Source organism: Terriglobia bacterium (assembly GCA_020072565.1).
In the GTDB taxonomy this organism is placed as follows: domain Bacteria; phylum Acidobacteriota; class UBA6911; order UBA6911; family UBA6911; genus JAFNAG01.
On sequence record JAIQGI010000030.1, the window covers coordinates 41,819 to 59,987 of the forward strand.

Here is an 18,169-nt window from a genome sequence, read left to right on the forward strand (position 1 = left end):
ACGAGGAGGAAACCGAATGATCAAGCTGAGCCTGAACGGTCTGCCCGTCTCAGTGGAGGAGGGCATGACCCTGCTGGAAGCTGCAACCTTTTTTGGCTTCCCGATCCCGACCTTGTGCCACATGGATGGACTCTCCCCCTATGGCGCCTGCAGGTTGTGCCTCGTCGAAATCGGCGAGGGCCCCAAAGCCAAATTGGTCAGTTCTTGCACCTACCCGGTCGAAGAGGGCCTCAAAGTGCGCACGGCTTCCGCGCGCGTCGTCAAGGCGCGCAAAATGATCCTGGAACTGCTGCTGGCCTCATGCCCCCAATCCAAGACCATCCAGGATCTGGCTTCGGCTCACCAGGTGCGCCAGCAGCGCTTCAAGCAGGAGCACGAGACTTGTATCCTCTGCGGGCTCTGCGTGCGCATGTGCCGCGAGCAGATGATGGCGGGGGCCATCGGTTTTCGAGGGCGGGGCAATCATCGCAGTCTGGGTACGCCCTTCGACATCAAATCCGAAGTTTGCCGGCTGTGCGGCGGTTGCATCCAGGTCTGCCCGGCCTGCCAGCTTCGCTGCACGTACACGGAGCCCGACAAAGCAATCTGCGGGGGGTGTGCCAACCTCAGCCCGCCCTGCCTCGAGAAGCCGCAATTCAACGATATGATGTGTTTCATGGCGCCTTGTGTCGCCTGTGAAATCCGGAAAGATTGAAAAGCCCAAAGGAGAAAGCACTCATGAGTCTATCAAAGACAAATGCCACAGCAGCAACTCTTACCAAGAACCGAACCGAAGACTCCATCGTCCCCACATCAGGCATGTGTGTCACCTGCGTGGACGGCTGCATCGGAATGTGCGAGATCGGCAAGTCCGCCTATCGGGGGCACGAGGTCATCTACCCCCAGCCATTCGGAGTCATCACCACCGCAGCAGAAAAGACCTATCCCGTCGACTATTCACACTTCAACATCATGGGGACCGCCGTCGGCGCCCACGGCATTGAAGCCGACTCCGACAAGGCCATCTTTCCTTCCGTCAGGCTCGATGTCGCCATCGGCCACGACAAGAAGCTGAAGTTCCGCCTCCCCTGGATCATTCCCGGCATCGGATCGACCAATGTCGCCAAGAACAACTGGGAGGGGCTGGCCATTGGCTCGGCCCTGGCGGGCACCGGCCTGACCATCGGAGAGAACGTGGTCGGCATGGACCCCGAAGCGGTGATCAAGAATGGCCGTGTAGTGGACACCGTGGACCTGAAGCGCCGGGTGAAGCTCTATCAGGATTACCAGCGCGACGGCTACGGGGCCACCATCGTGCAGTCGAACATCGAGGACACCCGCCTGGGAGTGCAGGAGTACGCAGTGGAAAAGCTCGGCGTCGAGTGTGTCGAGCTGAAGTGGGGCCAGGGCGCCAAGGACATCGGCGGCGAGGTCAAGATCAACAACCTCAAGAAGGCCCGGTTGCTTCATGAGCGCGGATACATCGTGCTCCCCGACCCGACCAATGCCTTCGTCATCAAAGCCTTCGAACAGGGCGCCTTCAAGGAGTTCGAGCGCCATTCGCGCGTCGGCATGGTGAGCGAGGAATCTTTTGCCCAGAGAGTGGAAGAACTGCGCAAGGCCGGCGCCAAGTACGTTTTCCTCAAGACGGGTGCCTATCGCCCTGCCGACCTGGCGCGCGCTCTGGCATTCTCTTCCAAGTACAGGATCGACCTGCTCACCGTCGATGGCGCGGGCGGGGGTACCGGAATGAGCCCCTGGAAAATGATGAATGAATGGGGCGTCCCGCCGGTCGAACTCCACTCGCTCCTCCATGGGTACGCGAAGAAACTCGCTGACGAAGGCAGGTATGTTCCTGCCCTGGCTGTCGCCGGCGGATTCACATTCGAAGATCAGATCTTCAAAGGCCTCGCTCTCGGCGCGCCTTTTGTGAAGCTCGTCGGAATGGCGCGCAGCCCGATCGCGGCCGCCATGGTCGGCAAGACCATCGGCCGGGCCATCGACGACGGACAATTGCCGGTCTACATCGAGCGTTTCGGGAATACCAAGGATGAAATCTTCGTCACGGCCGCCTCGCTGCGACAGGAAGTGGGCAACGACGAGTTCGAGAAATTGCCCACCGGAGCACTCGGCCTTTACACCTACTACGAGCGGCTCGCCCAGGGGTTACGCCAACTCATGGCCGGGAGCCGGAAGTTTGCTCCTGAATTCATCAGCCGTGATGATCTGGCCGCGCTCACCAGGGAGGCGGCGGCGATCAGCGGTATCCGCCATGTGATGGACGTCGACGAGGAGGAAGTCGAAAAGATTCTGAACGGCAAGTCTCTCGCGCCGCCGGCCAAGCGGCAGCAAGCAGGCAGCAAGCCCTAGACGGCGCTGGACGCACTTCTGCTTGCTATCCCGGCTGTCTTGGTTTATTACTTCCCCGTTGAGGGAAGTGCTCCGGGGCGTTTTTTCGCCAGCGGTCTGCCGCTGCATCCGCTCCGGGAGCGATCAGGCGGCCGTCTCTCATGATCAAGATCGCGCTACTGGGGTTCGGAAATGTTGGGCGCGCATTTGCGCACTTCCTCGACAAGACGGGTGAGGGTGCAGAGTTTCCGATCCTGGGCATCGCGGACATTACCGGCGGCTTGATCTTGCGCGATGCCGAGGATGCGCGCTGGCTCCTGGCGATGCAGGAGCAGGGGCGCACAGTTGCCGATTGCGCTGCGCGGGGCGCGTTCTTCAACGTCCTGTCCTATATCAACAACCTGCCGAAAGCGGGCATCGCGGCGCTTGTGGAATGCTTGCCCACCAATCCGCTCGACGGACAGCCTGCCCTTGATCTGATCAGGCGCGCAATCGACAAGGGACTCGCCGTTGTTACCGTAGACAAAGGGCCGATTGTTCATGGCTTCCAGTCCCTGACCTCAGCCGCCCGGCGCAAAGGCACAAAACTGGCTTACAGCGGCACGACCGGCGTGCGGCCTCCTGAAGGGATTGCAGGATGTCATGTCCTCGACATCCGCGGCATCCTCAATGGGACCACGAACTATATTCTCACCGAAATGCAGGAGCGCGGGCTCACCTTCAGGCAGGCCCTGGTGCTGGCAAAGGATCAGGGGATCGCCGAGCCCAACCCGGAGCTCGATATCGAAGGGTGGGATACCGCGTGCAAGATCCTGATTCTCGCCAACGAGTGGATGCAGGCCCGGGCATCCCTGGCGGATGTGGTGCGCATCGGGATCGGGCCGGAGACGGAGCAGATGATCATGGAGGCGGGCAGCTCCGGTCGTGTCGTGCGGCTCATAGGCCGCGCACGCCTGCAGGATGGGCGGATGCGCCTCAGCGTCGGACCTAAAACCGTCGGCCCCCAATCCTTGCTCCACTCGATCTCCGGCACATCGAAGGGCGCGATCTTCGCGACCAGGGAAAAGGGCGAACTCTTCGCCGGCGGCGTGTCTGGCCGCGATGCCATAGCGCAGACAATTCTCGAAGACCTCAAATCGGTGACCCAGACAAACAGTGGCACGCCATGAGTGATGAACACTGAGCATATCACTCACCGCCCGGCACTCGGCGCACATCGCCCGTCACTTGCCACTGTCCCCAGCCGTACTGTGGTGGTAATTATTTGGTGTGATCCAAAACGAAGACGCCGACTTGGAGACAAAGCATGAAGTTCCATCCAGGCTGTCAAGAGGAGGAGACGACCAAGAGCCGGAAGCGGATCCGGATCGACGTTAGCCGCCGCCTGCCCCGGGGGGAAGGTTGCGGGTGATGGCCAAATTCCTGCTCTGGTGTATTTTGCTGGTGCTCTGCTGGCCCATAGCGCTGCTGGCGCTTGTTCTCTATCCGTTGGTCTGGTTGATCCTCCTTCCCTTCCGGATTCTCGGCATCGCGGTCGCCGGAGTGCTCGGGCTGTTCTGGGCGGTGGTCACCCTGCCCGTACGGATCATCAAAAAAATCGCATGAGGAAGCATGAAGATCGGAATCACCTGTTACCCGACCTACGGCGGCAGCGGGATCGTCGCGACAGAGCTTGGCAAGGAACTGGCAGAGAAAGGGCACGAGATTCATTTCATCAGCTATGCCCTGCCGCTGCGGCTGAACCGGGCAACGCCCAACATATTTTTTCACGAGGTCGAAGTCACCAACTATCCTCTGTTCGACCACCCCCCCTATACGCTCGCCCTGGCCACCAAGATGGCGGAGGTGGCGGAACTGCAAGGGCTGGACCTGCTGCACTGTCACTACGCCATTCCCCACTCGGTGAGCGCTTTCCTGGCCAAGTCGATGTTGCACCCGCGCAAGCTTCCCGTGGTGACGACGCTGCACGGCACGGATATCACTCTCGTAGGCGCAGACCGCTCCTACCTTCCCATCACCAAGTTCTCAATCGAACGCTCCGATGGAGTCACTGCCGTCTCTCAGTACCTCAAGCAGGCGACTTGCGAGACCTTTGGGGTGCAGAACGAGATCGAAGTGATCTACAACTTCGTCAACTGCGACGTCTACAAGCCGGGGGCAAGACCCGGACTGCAGGAGCGCTTCGCGCCGGGCGGCGAAAAGATACTCATTCATCTCTCGAATTTCCGGGCGGTGAAGCGGACCGGCGACGTGATCGAGATCTTCCTGCGTGTGCAAAGGAAGCTGCCTGCGGTGCTGCTCATGGTCGGAGACGGCCCGGAGCGCAGCAGCGCCGAATGGCTGGCGCATCATTACGGCATTGCAGAGAAGGTTCGTTTTCTGGGCAAACGCGACAACATCGACGAATTGATCGGAGCCGCCCACCTGCTCCTGCTGCCCAGCGAGACCGAGTCTTTCGGCCTGGTCGCGCTGGAAGCGATGGCCTGCGAAGTTCCGGTGGTGGTTTCGAGGGTTGGTGGACTTCCCGAGGTGATCACCGACGGCAGAGAAGGATTTCTGGTCGAGCCGCACAACATCGATGGAATGGCTGAGAGAGCGCTGCAAATTCTCTCAGACGAGAAAGAGCGCCGGGAAATGGGCAAGCGCGGCCGCGAATCGGCCAGAGCCCGGTTCTGTGCCGACGAAATCGTGTGCCAATACGAGAGTTATTATAAGAAGATCCTCGCCAAGGTCTGATCCCTGCCGCCGCCGTCGGTCAGCTAATGCGCGCGGTGGGAAGATTCGATCAGAACCAGCCCGGAGCTGATGGCGTTGGGCAGCTTCACAATGGAGCCCAGGTCAAAACCATCCTTGATCTTGCCCCTCACCGCGACCCGAGCGCCTGTGCGTGGCACCCCCTTGTCCGAAACCACCCACAGCTTGCCGGTACCGTCGTCCACTTCGTAGGCGCCGCGCCCCAGAGCTGAGTAGCTGCGCACCACTTTACCGACAATCCCGACTTCGCGATTCGCGTACCGATAGGGCTCCGCCATGATCTGGTTGATCGTTTTCTGCACGCAGCCGGCAAGCAATAATAACAGTATCAGCAGCACCGGCACAGCGGCGATCCGCCTTCCCGTGGTTTTCCGCATAGCGATTCTCCCGAATGTTCTCGCCTATTAGATCCATCTGACAGCCGAAGGTTTCACCGCGCGGCCCGACGGCCGACGCCAACTCTGAGATCACGAAAGGCGCGCAAACCACATCTCTTCTTTCGTGGCTCCGGGAGGCGACCTGGAAAATTGCCGAACTGCAGTTGGACTGGAGCCGCAAACAGGGCATAATAGTGATGCCCAAACGGAGGAACATGACGCGCCGCCCCAAGATGTTCGTGCTGGACACCAATGTAATCCTTCACGACGCCACCTGCATCCACCAATTCCAGGAAAACGACATCGTCATTCCCCTCGCCGTGATTGAGGAGATCGATCACTTCAAGCGTGGGAGCCAGGTCATCAACTTCAACGCCCGCGAATTCGCGCGCACCCTCGATTCCATAACCGGCAATGCCCTCTTCGATGGCGGCATCCCTCTTGGCGAGGGCAAAGGGAAAGTCCGGATCGCAATCACGAAGGGCTTGAGTCCGGAGATCCAGGAGGTCTTCCGCGAAGACAATGCGGATCACAGAATCCTGAGCGTCGCACTCGATCTGCACAAAAAGGCCAGGAGCCGGAGATCGGTGATCCTGGTGACCAAAGATGTCAATTTGCGCATGAAGGCGAAGGCCCTGTGCATACCGGCGGAGGATTACGCTACCGACCGCGTGCACAGCATCGATGCGCTATACAGCGGGAAGGAAATCCTCGAGGATATAGACAGCGAGCTTCTGACTGCGCTTCATCAACCTCCGTTTGAGCTGCCCGCCGCGAAGCTCCTGAACGTTCGGCCATTGGATCTTGTGCCGAACCAATATCTCATTTTACGCAATCAAAGCCGGTCCGTGCTTGCCTGCTTCGATGCGGAGACCGGGCGGCTGCGCAAGGTGGAGAAAGGTATGGTTTACGGCATCAAGCCGAGGAACGCCGAGCAGACCTTCGCCGTCGACGCGCTGACCCGGACGAACATTCCGCTGGTGACCATGACGGGGAAAGCCGGCACAGGCAAGACGCTTCTGGCGCTTGCAAGCGCCATGCAGGTCAGGAAAAACTATCGCCAGATCTTCCTCGCCCGCCCCGTCGTCCCACTGAGCAACAAGGACATGGGATTTCTCCCGGGCGATATCGAAGCCAAGCTCGCTCCCTATATGCAGCCCCTCTGGGACAATCTCAAGATCATCCAGAGCCAGTACCCTGAGGGCGACAAGCAGTACAAGCAGATCGACCAGATGATCGAAGAAAAAAAGCTGGTCATCGAGCCTTTGAGCTACATCCGCGGCCGGAGTCTGCAGAAAGTGATCTTTATTGTCGACGAGGCTCAGAATCTGACCCCCCACGAGATCAAGACCATCATCACGCGCGCGGGCGAGGGGGTGAAGATCGTCATCACAGGAGATATCTACCAGATCGATCACCCTTATCTCGACTCTCAATCCAACGGGGTCTCCTACCTCATTGATCATTTCAAAGGCCAGCCCTTGTACGCGCACGTCAACCTGGAGAAGGGCGAGCGATCAGAGTTGGCCGAGTTGGCCAGTAACCTGCTCTGAGCACCCGAATACCTCGGCTGACGTCGGCGCAACCGCTTCCAAAGTATTACTGAACAGTCCCGCAGGCGCTGGTGGCGCACCCTACGACGCATGAAAATCGAGGCGATGTCGGGAGACATGTGGAGAGTCGCGTCCGGCATCCGCCACCCACGTCGCGGGCGCGGGCGGCCCGACCGCGCTCAACAAAGTCCATTTTCGAAACAGTAAAGGCGCGAGGAGTTTTTCATAGGTGCAGATGACCGCTCTGGATGCTACCAATCCCATTCAACGAGCTGCTCTCCGGAACGGTCAAATCGGTAATGGGTTCTCAAATTCAGAACGATATAAGTACAGACCCCCTCACCGTCCATACTGGCTCGGGCTGAAGCCGGAAAGGAGGCAGCATGCCCCACGTGCCTCGCCCTGCGTCTGGCGATCGCGGGAAATCCTTAGAGTGCAACGCGTTGCTCAGAGAGTTGCTTGACCAGCCCGACCTCATCCTGCAGCTCCGCAACGTCTTTGCCGGAGAGACGCAGAAGGACATTGAGAATCTCATGGCGGCCTGCGTCGCGCATGACTCTGCGCGGGTCGCAAGCATCGCTCATCGACTCAAGGGTTCTGCCGCTACCATCGGAGCCGAGCCCCTGCGAGCGGCAGCTGCACGAATTGAGCGATTCGGGCGCCAGGGCCGGCTGCCACAGGTTCAGGAGTGCGTACCCAGTCTAAACGTTGAATTCGTTCGTTTTTGCAGCTTCCTTTCGACGCTTGCCGAGTCAGAACAATCCTAGACTTTTCGGGCTCCCCCCTCATAAATACTTCTGATCCTTGCCAAAATCCGTGTCGATTAGAAACATCGTAGCCAGGCCAATGAAATCTGATAACCATAATCTGCCTGCAGCATAGGAAAACTGGTGGCGCCCATGACGGAAGCATCGCGCCAGACCATTGGCATCCTGCTTGTGGATGACCATGCGGTGATCCGCGCCGCACTGCGATTGCTGATCGACAAACAACCGGGAATGGTGGTCGTCGGTGAAGCCGGCAACAAAGAGGAGGCGGTCTCGATCGCATCCCGGGAGCAACCCGAGATCATACTTCTTGATCTATGCCTCGGAGAGGAAAACGGCATCGATCTGATCCCGGAGTTGCTGGCCGCGGCCGAAGAATCCAAGATCATCGTGCTGACCGGAGTACGAGATCCGGCAGAACATCAGGTCGCAATCCGTCGCGGGGCCATGGGCATCGTTCATAAAGAGGCTTCCGCGGATATGCTCATTAAAGCCATCGATCGTGTCAATGCCGGCGAACTGTGGCTCGATCGGCGCATGACGGCAACACTGGTATCCCGGTTAAGGCGTGACCTTGAAGTCCCGAGTCTGTCTGACGTGGCCGATGTGACTTCCCGAATAACTGCCCGTGAGCGTGAGATCATCTCTCTCGTTGGAGAGGGATTGAAGAACAAACAGATTGCAGACCGCCTGTGCATCAGCGAAGCGACGGTCCGGCACCATTTGACATCCATACTGAAAAAACTGGATGTGTCGGACCGCCTCGAGCTTCTCATATTCGCCTACCAGCACAATCTGGTCAGCATGAAGAAGGATGATCCTGCGGGAAAGATATTGACGCTGCCTCAGGTGTCAAAGCGTCTCCTGCAGTAACAGTCTCTGTCCTGCGCCCCCCTCGAACGCTGCGTATATCTTAGAGCCGGATGAGCATTTGACGGCGTGCAATTCCGAACCCCAGATGCACCAAATGGTGGCGGGTTGAAGCGGGGAGAGGGCAGAGGGAAAGCAGACCCGGCAATAGAGCAACCCCTCACGTGCCCTGCGGCCGGCGCGTTCTCGACTGCCCTTCCCTCATATCGGCTCTTCAAGCACATCCATGAGAAGGCAATTCCAGGGTGCCCTGACTTCTAATGCCGTGAGGTAGAGCCAGTGCGGGTCAATCGCCATTTTGTCTTAAGGGCATATCACGATCGGGTCGAAGAGAGCCAGTGGACTCGAGGGCGGTTAGCTCAGCGCAGAGCGCCGGCATTACCCGCCGGAGGCCGGGGGTTCAAATCCTTCACCGCCCACCAGTCCGGCAACCGCCGCCACACTTCGAAGATTGGAACAAATCCCAAATTTTGTTAAACCTCTGAACGATTTCTGCCGATCCGCGTAGTAGGACAGCGAACGCAGCATGTTCGGGTCACGGGGCAAATGTATGAGCAGGCAATGGCTGACACTCTTGTTCATTCATCTCTGCGCTCCAGCTTTACTCGGTGCTCAGAACATCACAGACACTTCAAACGGGACGTTGAATCTTGTCGTCAGCTTCACCGTGGTGCCCGGCACTTCGAATTCTCCGACCAGCAGAACGGTGAACTTTCGCGTGCGCTGCATGAGTGCTGCGGGATACCAGTTGGCGGCCTCGGCAGTCTACTCAACCGCGGCAAGTGCACCCGCCGACAACGGACGGACGATCCAGGCATCCGATATCGGTGTAGGCATCACCGCGATCGACACTTCGGGCTCGGAAGTCTTGAAACCACGCGCGGACACGATAGCATTCGGATTCGACTACGACCCGGCGAACGTGCCGGCAACCAATGGACTGACACCATACACAGGGAAAGCGTCCGGACAGGCAACTCTTGCCGACTTTGTTGACAATCCGATAGTGACGATTCTGGCCGGACCCCAGGTGGCGAATACCGAAGATACTTCAAGTTCAACCAACTATATTTCCGTAACTATGACCTTTGCGCTCGTGCCGCAATACTTCACGCCGGGCACTTTTACCGCAGTCATCACGCTCTCGACTTCACGAGGAAACCCGGAAACTATGACAAAAATCAAACCTAACGGAGCAAACCATCATGCACAAGAGCTATTTGATTCTCTTTGGGACGATTGTATTGACGTTATTGATGTTTGCGCAAATCGGATTTGCCCAGACGACGGGAACCATCACTGTTAGCGGGACGGACCCCGATGCCTTCTCCATCACCAACACCTCGAATGCCGCGCTGAGTGCAACCATCATTCTGGGCAATCTGAATCCCGCCACGGGAGGCGTGCTCACCAGCGGAACCGCTCAAATTCGCCTCAGAAGCAACAAGGCCTACTATTTGACCGCACAGACGACGGTGCTCAGCTTCACGGGAGCCGGGGCAGTTGATGGGGGTGCCACCATCGCTCTGTCCGACTTCGGTTTCGGCATCAGCGCGATCGACGCGACCGGCGTGAATGTTGCCAATCAAATTGGTCATACTCCCGTGGCCCTTTTCAACTATGACCCACGGACGGTTGCGGTTACCAATGGTCTGACACCGTTTGTGTCCGGCACGCACGGAACCTTGAATGACATCTCATCGAGCGTCCAGATACTCGGGGGACCGCGCATCAGTACCCAGGGCAACATCTCCACCGACAACAACTTCATTTTGGCCACGCTGGTGGTGGCCACGTTGCCGCAGTACTTCACGCCGAACACGAGTTTTTCCACCACCATAACATTGACCATCGCTTCACAATGAAGGGGGAGTGCCAATGGCCGGTCAAACACGGAGCTGCGCAGTAACGATGCTGGCGTTCCTCGTCGTGGGCGCGAGTCTTCCCTGCAACGGACGTGCCAAGACCGCAGGATTGGGCCTGAATCCAGCACGACTCGAGGTCGAAATCAATCCAGGCGGCGAGAAGACGGTGGCCTTCCGGGTCGAAGCGCCACCTTCCGACACGCCGGTGCAAGGCCGTTTGATGCTCACCTTGACCGACTGGAATATCGATGAGCAGGCAAATGTCAGCTATTCGGATCCCGGGTCGCAACCAAGCTCAGCTTCTCCCTGGATAATCTTCAGCCCCGCCGCCATCAGCATCAACTCCGGCGAAGCGCATCTGGTGCGGGTCACCGTGAGGGTTCCGGACAGCGCCACCCCGGGTGTCTATCGCAGTGGAATCTTTGTCCAGGAACGTCCGCCTGCGGCACCGGTGAATCCCGGGGAGCATAAGCTCTATTTCCGATTCCGGTATGTGTTCACCCTGTATGTTATTGTCCCTCCAGTCGCGGGCAAAGGCGAACTGCGGGACGTCCGAATCGTGTCGGACCACACTGGTGCGGCACTCCTCTTTGAAATGAAGAACCTGGGTTCGCGCCACATCCGGCCCCGAGCCGCCTGGGCCCTGCGTGACGGCAACCAGAAGGAGATCATGTCGGCGAAGAACAAGGAAACTACTGTTCTACTGCCCTTCGCGTCCCTGACGGTGAGGTTTCCGGTTACCGAAAACCTGCTGCCCGGCCAATATGAGCTTGAAGCCCAGGTGGATTTCAATGATGGCAACTCGGTTCAAGCGATCAAACGCACCGTCCAACTTCCCGCAAGCCCGGACAAGCCGGTGCTGGCAAGCGCCGTGAAGCGGTAGTTCCCAGACCTCTTTGGTAGCGTCAGCCCCCGGTCCCTGTGCAGGCAGGGAGACGAGCCATGATGAAGAGGGTCGCCGATATCTTTGCCGGTGTTTCAGCCCGAACACTGTGGCCCGTTGCCTTGCTTCTGTCGCTCGCAATCCCGGGACCGGCCCAGCTCCTCCAACCCACACTGAGCGTGAACGGCAGTCCACTGATCACTGCGCGTCCGGTAACCAAAGTAGGTCAAGAGTGGTTCCTGCCGCTTATCCCGATTGCTGAGGCTCTTGGTGTGGAAATTGCCATTTCGGCAGACGGCCAGGAGCTGCGGGCGCAACATCAGAACGGCACCGAGATCACTTATGACGCCCGCACCGGCCAGATCCGGCACGGCTACGTGCTCGTCGGTCAGGTGAGAAACTACAAACAAATTCAATTTGCCGGTCCCAGGGAGGATATTCTGTTTCCCCTCGGCGGGGTGGTGGCGCTGCTGGGCGTCGACGTTGAGGAGGACCCTGGGCATGGCGTTCTCCGCATCGAACCCAGCCGGGAGGGCATGGAGGCCCGGTCAGCGACGGCTCCGGCCTTCAGCTTGACGTCTCTGAACTACAATTATGCCTATACAACCAATACCCGAGACTACAGCCAATCCATCAACCTCTTCGGCGAGGGCCTGGCAGGAATTACCCGGCTGAGGGGAAATATGCTGTTCAGTCGTTATCCGGGCCAGCCCCGCTTGAATTTCAGCCAGGGGGCTCTTCGTATGGAGCTTCCCAGGGAACGCAAGCTTGTTCTCGGTGATCAAGGAATTTACTCCGGTATTGAGGCGCTGACAAACACCGTGCGCGGTATCGGCTTTGAAGAGCCGGTTCGGGGATATCAGTTCAATGTGTACGGCGGCCAATCGATGAGTGCGACCTTCGGATCGCTCGGCGGCAGCTTTTCTCGCTATGATACCGGCATCGCCGGTTTTGCAGTGAGAAAGAGATCGAGGACTGGAGAACTTTCCTTGGGCGGGCACTATTTCTCCGGCGACAGCCGGCGGGGAACGGCCGTCGGCCTGGCGTATGGTCGACTCAGCACCAGGAATCAGTTCAAATCACAGGTCGTCATTGGCCTTTTCTCGGGGCTGAGCGCGAGCAGCGTTCTGATGAGCAGAGATCAGGTGCCTTTGAGCGGCATGCCTGAATCCCGGACGGGCACCACCCTCGGAGGAACAGATCCAAACGAAACAAGCCTCACAAGCCCGACCGGCGAGTTCTACACACCTATCAGGGTGGATGGGCCGGCCGTCGGTTTCACGCTCAAGGATACATTCACCCCGATCAAGCGAGTGTCGCTCGGCGGACAATTCGACTACTACGGCAGGAACTTTCTTACGCCGCGCTCGGACCCTCGGTATAGCGGGCAGTCAGACGGCGCCCTGTCGGTTGTGTTCCGGCCCAATCGATATACGAGTCTGACAGCCGGAATCAACAGACGCGAGTACCTTCTGGGGAATCGCCCCGGGGTCAGCAGCCGCAACTTTGGCGCACTCGCAAGTCTGCCGGGCCGATACCCCGTGCAGATCGGATTTTTCAGGTCCGAGCAGACAGATTCCTTTTCGTCCCCGGGCAAGACCTCGCTTACTCAATTCTCGCTGGCAATGCCGAAGTTCAGCCGGTATTCAGCATACGCGTACTACACAGAAATGGAATTTGCCGGCCAACGGTCGCAACACTTCAACGGTATCTTCGTGATAGATCTGAAGAGCCGCGGTCGCATCACTCTGAATGACCAGCTACAGTCGCACAGTGATCACCGCCTGGGACTGGACTGGTATCTGGACCTTCCCAGGAACAGCGGATTTATCCGAGTCGGCGTCGACCGGATCACGTCGATGAACGCATCCACCGGCTACTCTCCCCTGATAGGAATCAGGCTGCCTCTACCCCATGGACATAGCCTGGAGTTCACGTATTATTCCGACCGTGATTATCGGTCCTTGAGAGTGGAGGTTGGAGGCAGGCTTGTTCGCGAATCTGCAGGGACGGGAAGCAATTTTGTCTCAGGCAGCGTTGTGCACCGGGCACCTGTCACGGGCCGCGTCTTTCTCGATGAGGACCTCAACGGGGCCTTTGATGAAGCGGTGGAACGTCCGGTGGCCGATGTCCAGGTAAGGATGGATGGGACGCAGGTTGCAGTCACTGATGCGCGAGGCCTGTTCCGGTTCGGGCAGGTTGAGCCGGGGGCACACACCGTGCAGGCCGGCCTCGAAGGCTTGCCCGCCGATATGATCTTCGCTGACGCCCAGGAAAAAACCATCGCCGTGCTCCCCTACCGGGACAATATTCTCAATTTCCGTGTGGTGCAGACCGGGCGCATCACCGGAAAAGTGACTTATCTTGATTACAGCAAAAACCCGGAGATCCCCGTGGAGCGCCCGCTTCCTGATGCGCGTATTACAGCCGGATCCCGGCACGACGCCCTTTCCGAACTCAACGGCATTTTTTTGATCGGCGATTTGCCACCAGGCACCTACGAGCTGGAAATAGATCGCAATACCCTGCCGGAGGGCTATGCGCCGAAACCCGCTTCAATCCAGGTAGTGGTTAAGCCAGGAAAAACGATGGGAGATGTGGCTTTTCTGCTCGTGATACCTCCCAAGCCGGTCGTGCAGAAGATTCTGCCTCCCCAAGCGGCCGAACCCGCAGTGGCCTTCGCCAGCGAGAAGGCCGCCGCAAAGGAGACTCCGGTCAAAGATCCGCGCGCCGGACAGCAACTGCCTGATTCCCCGCAACTCACCTCCGCATCTGCGAGACCATCACCAGCAGCGGTTTCTCCCCTGCGGCCGCCGACCGATACGCCTCCTGCAAAGAAAACCCCCGCTTCGGGAGCCCGGGCAGTCCGAAGCGGCCGCTCGATGTCCCCCAAGCAATTGGATACCCGCGGAGGCGGGGGAACCTCCGACACAACTGCCAGGCAATCTCAGGGGAAAACCTCAGGTCAATTCCAGCTGCAAATTTATGCCGCTCAAGCGCTTAATAATGTTGAAGAACGCGCCAGAAAACTCCGCCAGTCAGGCTTTTCCTGCCGCATTTCTACTGTCCAAATCGCAGGGAAAGGGACCTGGTACCGAGTCAGGCTCGTGGGCCTCAGTTCCCGCGAAGACGCAATCGCCGCTGGGGAGCTGCTTATTGCGCGCGGACTGACAACAGCATATTGGGTGGTCCGCTAGATCCGACCTGGTGTGCCGCTGCGCCTCCCGAGGGCGAAACCGCAAGAGCCTGAGAATGTGTGGCGTCCCATAGTGGACGATTTGCGCAACCGGATTACCGAAACCGGACGCGATTGGCGGAACTGCGAGTGACCAAATGGTGTCCAACCTTGAGTAATGGAGCAGAGGGCCTCATGCTGATGCGGAACAGAATCCGTTGTCTGTTCCTGGCAATTTCCCTTTATCTCACGGGAACCTGGGGGTTGGCTCAGATAGTTCGCAACAAAGCCGCCGATGCACCGCAGACTGCGCCCCTCAAAGCAGATTCCTCCCGGCCCACAGAAGTGCTGTCTCGAGTAGAACCTGAATATCCCCCCGAGGTGCTAAGGGTGGGACTCAGGGGCGTTGTGAGATGCCAGCTGATTGTGAATGAAAGAGGGATAGTTTACGAAGCGAAAGCCCTGGTGGGCCATCCCTGGATGCGCAAACCCGCTCTGAACGCCGTGGTGCAGTGGAAATTCAAGCCTCTGCTCGTGGACGGCATTCCAAAGCCATTTGTGGTGCTTGTAACGGTCTCCCTTAACCGCTAGGTGTGGTCCATCGGCTCTCTTTCCCTTCATTTTTCGATATCATGGGTGCAATGGCAAACAGCGGGCGCATGGCGTCCCCAACGGGATTCGAACCCGTGTTGCCGCATTGAAAGTCCGTCTTGGGCACTTTGTACGAATTTGCATAGCTTCGTGTGGAGTGAGAAATCCCCAGTGTTTATGCGGCTACGCCGACACTGGGATGTAACACTGCTTCACGCTGCTTCACACTGCTTTCTAAGCTTCCGCGTCACCACAGCATCACCAGAAATTCCATCATGCAAAATCGTATTTCAACCTTCGTTGCTGGGGTTACGCCGCTCCATTGGGTCTGAGGGGTTCCAGTGAGAACTACGGCGTGACCCCGGTTCCGCTGCAACCCCCCATGCCCCCCCAGCCTACCCTACCCGGGGGAGCATTTAAGTATGCTTTGAGCCGATCTCAAGCCGCAAGCCGTTGATTTCATTGGGCCGATTTTGGGCAATTTCGGCTGCGGGGAGGATCTGGGACTTATGGGCGTGAAATGGTACTTTCATGGCCCCGGATGCGTCCCAGGCAATCTAGGCAGGGGGGACGCATGAACGTGGGCTCCTGCGCCCCGTAGGGAGCGCGGGCCACACGACGGGCTGCATTCTCTGCGGAAGCCTCCCACGCGACGGCACGTCGCGCTGTGGCACTCTCTGCACTCTCGCTGTTCTGCCTGCACTGCGCCACGCGCTCCGCGCTCCATGCTGGAGCGTTGGTTCCCCGGCGTGCGCCCAATCCCGGCCCAGCGACGCATCCGCGTCGTGGTTGCACTGTACTGGGTGTCTAGTATCACTTGTCACATTCGTCTAGGCCAAATAGACATGATACCGCTCCCTGTGAAGCGGTGAACCCCCCACCCCCCGGAAACGGGGTAGGGCTATCGCCAGGGATACCTCGCCAGAAATGTGCGCACCAAAATTTTTGAAATAGGGCGAGCCAAGATTGTTGAGATCGGAGAATACCACTTGCTACGCTGAGAGGAGCGATGGGAATGGCGCGGCCTTTGCAGGACCTGATAGCTAGGAGCACGGAGTCTGTTTTTGTCTTGCCAGTTGGCATCCCCAGGATACAAAATGCCTTCCATAATGAAGGGAGCGCATCATGCGAACTCCCGCTCTAAGAAATCTTCTCCCCATTTCTCTCGGATTTGCTGTCTCAGCTGTAGTAGCAACAGCAGTGCTACTTGGAATGCGGCTGACGTTGGCCTATTTGCCGACCGGAGGCTGGCCGCTTTGGGTAATCTTGGCATTGCTGTATGGTTTTCTCGGCCTAAGTGCAACTGCAGCGTATCGACGATCGAAAAGGGTAAAACTCGAACAGGCACGGGTTCAGGAATTAGAGAAGTGCTTCGAGTTACAGTGTTTGAATCGTGTCCGCTGGGAGGACTCAGAAACTCTTAGCGACGAGATCCTCTCCAAGAAGTTCCGCTCCACTCAGGATTGGGAGGAGGAAGCCCGTCAACTCTCAGCAGCGCTATCCGGGATCGGAGCGAGGGTGGAGGATAAACAGAAAGTAACCTCAGAGCCTGCGGGCCGCCAGCAGAACGGAGATAGAGCCAAGACCGACCAATCACCGTCCAAGCTCTTTGAGAGGTCAGGCAAGCAGAAAGAAATACTCCCCACCTTGGCCCACTTTGAAGCGCCATCACCAAGGCGTGCCTTCAAGTCATCCAGCGGATTTCTTCAAGCCCTAGCAATGACGTTGGCTGCTCTTATGTGCCTTTGCTCCATTCCCGCTTTCTTCATCTACTTAGCGCTGAGTCCCGAACATTATGCCAAAGCCATCCGGATTTCGGTCCTGCTCGTCAGTACTGGCATAGGCACCTTCTACTATCTCACGAGGCGCGAGCGCTTCCCCACCGTTGCGGACAAGGTGACTTTCTTTACCGGTGTCGTTCTTGGACCTGTGGGGGTGACTGAGATCCTCCTTTAACTGGAGGCATTCCTTCGTTCAGAAACCTGTTTTCAACTTTCTCCTTTTTGCCTTCACCCCCCCCCGACAGCTCCGCTCAAAGCGGTGTGGCAGGCCGTAATGCTGCAATCCCTCGTGCGCAGCTACTCCGCCTTCGGCGTCGTTGCCATACTGGAGCTACCCTGGAGCTACCTCCTTCGTTCCCAAGCTTCCCTGCTCTCCTGCAACCCTTTGACTTAGTTTTCATCTGAATCCCGAGTACCCCCCACCCCCCGGACATGGGTCCCTTCCGCCTGCGCGAGCATACCTCGCTCTGTATCCGCGCAGCAAAAAATTGGGGGGGGCGGGCTTACTGTGCGGCAATGCTGCCGTTCCTGCGGGTCCGCAAAGGCAGGAGTTCAGGTTGCGCGGAATGGGGTTTCCCGCTGAACAATTTTCTATTGCGCGGAGAGTCCGACGGGTGTAGCCTGCTGTAAGGGTCGAACGTTATCTCTGAAAATCACAGCTCAACTCGCGCAATAACCGCCCGCAGCACCCTTCTTCCAGTGGAATACGTGGCAAAGCACACCTAGGGGAGGTGTGCGATGGAATTCCAAAAGCGATTTTTTGCATCGACAACCATCAAGAGCATCGCACTTCACCTATCGTGGTGTGCTAGATCCCTGTGCCAAGCCGGTAATCGCGGCTTGGAAAAGTTGTGGAGCCTCCGCTAGGAGATCCGAGCCCATCCCAGGGGTAAGGAGAAAACACATGGCGCACAACGAAAATGAATATCAGATCAGAATTATTTACGAGGACGGAACTGTGGAATTGAGCGGGTGGATGAATAGCACAGAGCAGGTTGCTCAGGCGATGGCTGCGGTCCACAGATCACAAGTCAAAGCTTCCTGGCTTCTGGTACGCGGGGAAGATCAGATAATACAGGAATGTCCCATTGGGGATATCCCGTCTCCACGATACAGCCCGCACGACTCCCTCTACCTGGTGAGAGTGCGGTCCAGGGACCGGTACGCTTCGAGCTTTTAAGCGGCATGGCTTACGCCCTCAGCCCACGCACGAAATCGACATTTG

General features: G+C 58.1%; 16 protein-coding genes and 1 tRNA gene. 16 read left to right on the forward strand and 1 reads right to left on the reverse strand.

Features of this window, described 5'->3' with window-relative positions:
* Window positions 1–16: 16 nt before the first annotated feature.
* The 5 genes from LAP85_18330 to bshA all read left to right on the forward strand — a co-directional run bounded on the left by LAP85_18330 (window position 17) and on the right by bshA (window position 5,064).
* On the forward strand, window positions 17–694 hold the full coding sequence (locus LAP85_18330) for a (2Fe-2S)-binding protein (GenBank protein MBZ5498362.1): 678 nt from the start codon (window positions 17–19) through the stop codon (window positions 692–694).
* Between the two features lie 23 nt (window positions 695–717).
* Window positions 718–2,349 carry an FMN-binding glutamate synthase family protein gene (locus LAP85_18335; protein MBZ5498363.1) on the forward strand — a complete coding sequence of 544 codons (1,632 nt, stop codon included), beginning with the start codon at window positions 718–720 and terminating at the stop codon, window positions 2,347–2,349.
* 140 nt (window positions 2,350–2,489) lie between these two features.
* Window positions 2,490–3,497 carry a hypothetical protein gene (locus LAP85_18340; GenBank protein MBZ5498364.1) on the forward strand — a complete coding sequence of 336 codons (1,008 nt, stop codon included), beginning with the start codon at window positions 2,490–2,492 and terminating at the stop codon, window positions 3,495–3,497.
* Window positions 3,498–3,738: 241 nt separating this feature from the next.
* A complete protein-coding gene (locus LAP85_18345; protein MBZ5498365.1) occupies window positions 3,739–3,933 on the forward strand; it encodes a hypothetical protein in 195 nt (64 codons plus the stop codon).
* A gap of 6 nt (window positions 3,934–3,939) precedes the next feature.
* On the forward strand, window positions 3,940–5,064 hold the full coding sequence (gene bshA / locus LAP85_18350; protein MBZ5498366.1) for an N-acetyl-alpha-D-glucosaminyl L-malate synthase BshA: 1,125 nt from the start codon (window positions 3,940–3,942) through the stop codon (window positions 5,062–5,064).
* A gap of 23 nt (window positions 5,065–5,087) precedes the next feature.
* Here bshA and LAP85_18355 read toward each other — a convergent pair whose 3' ends face one another.
* On the reverse strand, window positions 5,088–5,459 hold the full coding sequence (locus tag LAP85_18355; protein ID MBZ5498367.1) for a hypothetical protein: 372 nt from the start codon (window positions 5,457–5,459) through the stop codon (window positions 5,088–5,090).
* A 197-nt stretch (window positions 5,460–5,656) separates the two neighbouring features.
* On the opposite strand from LAP85_18355, the gene LAP85_18360 reads away from it, so the two are divergent.
* From LAP85_18360 to LAP85_18410, 11 genes are all read left to right on the forward strand, one after another.
* Complete coding sequence (locus LAP85_18360; protein ID MBZ5498368.1) at window positions 5,657–7,012, forward strand: PhoH family protein; 1,356 nt, start codon at window positions 5,657–5,659, stop codon at window positions 7,010–7,012.
* A 383-nt stretch (window positions 7,013–7,395) separates the two neighbouring features.
* Complete coding sequence (locus LAP85_18365; protein ID MBZ5498369.1) at window positions 7,396–7,779, forward strand: Hpt domain-containing protein; 384 nt, start codon at window positions 7,396–7,398, stop codon at window positions 7,777–7,779.
* 132 nt (window positions 7,780–7,911) lie between these two features.
* Complete coding sequence (locus LAP85_18370; protein ID MBZ5498370.1) at window positions 7,912–8,652, forward strand: response regulator transcription factor; 741 nt, start codon at window positions 7,912–7,914, stop codon at window positions 8,650–8,652.
* Between the two features lie 345 nt (window positions 8,653–8,997).
* Window positions 8,998–9,071 (forward strand) — tRNA-Val (locus LAP85_18375).
* 152 nt (window positions 9,072–9,223) lie between these two features.
* Complete coding sequence (locus LAP85_18380; protein MBZ5498371.1) at window positions 9,224–9,955, forward strand: hypothetical protein; 732 nt, start codon at window positions 9,224–9,226, stop codon at window positions 9,953–9,955.
* On the forward strand, window positions 9,906–10,514 hold the full coding sequence (locus tag LAP85_18385) for a hypothetical protein (GenBank protein ID MBZ5498372.1): 609 nt from the start codon (window positions 9,906–9,908) through the stop codon (window positions 10,512–10,514). The genes LAP85_18380 and LAP85_18385 overlap by 50 nt, the downstream gene beginning before the upstream one ends.
* 13 nt (window positions 10,515–10,527) lie before the next feature.
* Complete coding sequence (locus LAP85_18390) at window positions 10,528–11,397, forward strand: hypothetical protein (protein MBZ5498373.1); 870 nt, start codon at window positions 10,528–10,530, stop codon at window positions 11,395–11,397.
* 59 nt (window positions 11,398–11,456) lie between these two features.
* Window positions 11,457–14,594, forward strand: coding sequence for an SPOR domain-containing protein (locus LAP85_18395; GenBank protein ID MBZ5498374.1), 3,138 nt, complete (start codon window positions 11,457–11,459; stop codon window positions 14,592–14,594).
* A 173-nt stretch (window positions 14,595–14,767) separates the two neighbouring features.
* Window positions 14,768–15,163: an energy transducer TonB gene (locus LAP85_18400; GenBank protein MBZ5498375.1), complete on the forward strand. Its 396-nt coding sequence runs from the start codon at window positions 14,768–14,770 to the stop codon at window positions 15,161–15,163.
* A 1,125-nt stretch (window positions 15,164–16,288) separates the two neighbouring features.
* Entirely contained in the window at window positions 16,289–17,119 is an 831-nt protein-coding gene (locus LAP85_18405) for a hypothetical protein (GenBank protein MBZ5498376.1), read from the forward strand.
* Between the two features lie 729 nt (window positions 17,120–17,848).
* Window positions 17,849–18,124 (forward strand): hypothetical protein, encoded by a 276-nt coding sequence (locus LAP85_18410; GenBank protein ID MBZ5498377.1) that lies wholly within the window; start codon window positions 17,849–17,851, stop codon window positions 18,122–18,124.
* The last annotated feature ends 45 nt before the right edge of the window (window positions 18,125–18,169 follow it).

Bases quoted from the DNA above. Each gene is read 5' to 3' on its own strand.
- LAP85_18330 (MBZ5498362.1), top strand. From the start codon at position 17: ATGATCAAGCTGAGCCTGAACGGTCTGCCCGTCTCAGTGGAGGAGGGC.
- LAP85_18335 (MBZ5498363.1), top strand. From the start codon at position 718: ATGAGTCTATCAAAGACAAATGCCACAGCAGCAACTCTTACCAAGAAC.
- LAP85_18340 (MBZ5498364.1), top strand. From the start codon at position 2,490: ATGATCAAGATCGCGCTACTGGGGTTCGGAAATGTTGGGCGCGCATTT.
- LAP85_18345 (MBZ5498365.1), top strand. From the start codon at position 3,739: ATGGCCAAATTCCTGCTCTGGTGTATTTTGCTGGTGCTCTGCTGGCCC.
- bshA (MBZ5498366.1), top strand. From the start codon at position 3,940: ATGAAGATCGGAATCACCTGTTACCCGACCTACGGCGGCAGCGGGATC.
- LAP85_18355 (MBZ5498367.1), bottom strand. From the start codon at position 5,459: ATGCGGAAAACCACGGGAAGGCGGATCGCCGCTGTGCCGGTGCTGCTG.
- LAP85_18360 (MBZ5498368.1), top strand. From the start codon at position 5,657: ATGCCCAAACGGAGGAACATGACGCGCCGCCCCAAGATGTTCGTGCTG.
- LAP85_18365 (MBZ5498369.1), top strand. From the start codon at position 7,396: ATGCCCCACGTGCCTCGCCCTGCGTCTGGCGATCGCGGGAAATCCTTA.
- LAP85_18370 (MBZ5498370.1), top strand. From the start codon at position 7,912: ATGACGGAAGCATCGCGCCAGACCATTGGCATCCTGCTTGTGGATGAC.
- LAP85_18385 (MBZ5498372.1), top strand. From the start codon at position 9,906: ATGTTTGCGCAAATCGGATTTGCCCAGACGACGGGAACCATCACTGTT.
- LAP85_18390 (MBZ5498373.1), top strand. From the start codon at position 10,528: ATGGCCGGTCAAACACGGAGCTGCGCAGTAACGATGCTGGCGTTCCTC.
- LAP85_18395 (MBZ5498374.1), top strand. From the start codon at position 11,457: ATGATGAAGAGGGTCGCCGATATCTTTGCCGGTGTTTCAGCCCGAACA.
- LAP85_18400 (MBZ5498375.1), top strand. From the start codon at position 14,768: ATGCTGATGCGGAACAGAATCCGTTGTCTGTTCCTGGCAATTTCCCTT.
- LAP85_18405 (MBZ5498376.1), top strand. From the start codon at position 16,289: ATGCGAACTCCCGCTCTAAGAAATCTTCTCCCCATTTCTCTCGGATTT.
- LAP85_18410 (MBZ5498377.1), top strand. From the start codon at position 17,849: ATGGCGCACAACGAAAATGAATATCAGATCAGAATTATTTACGAGGAC.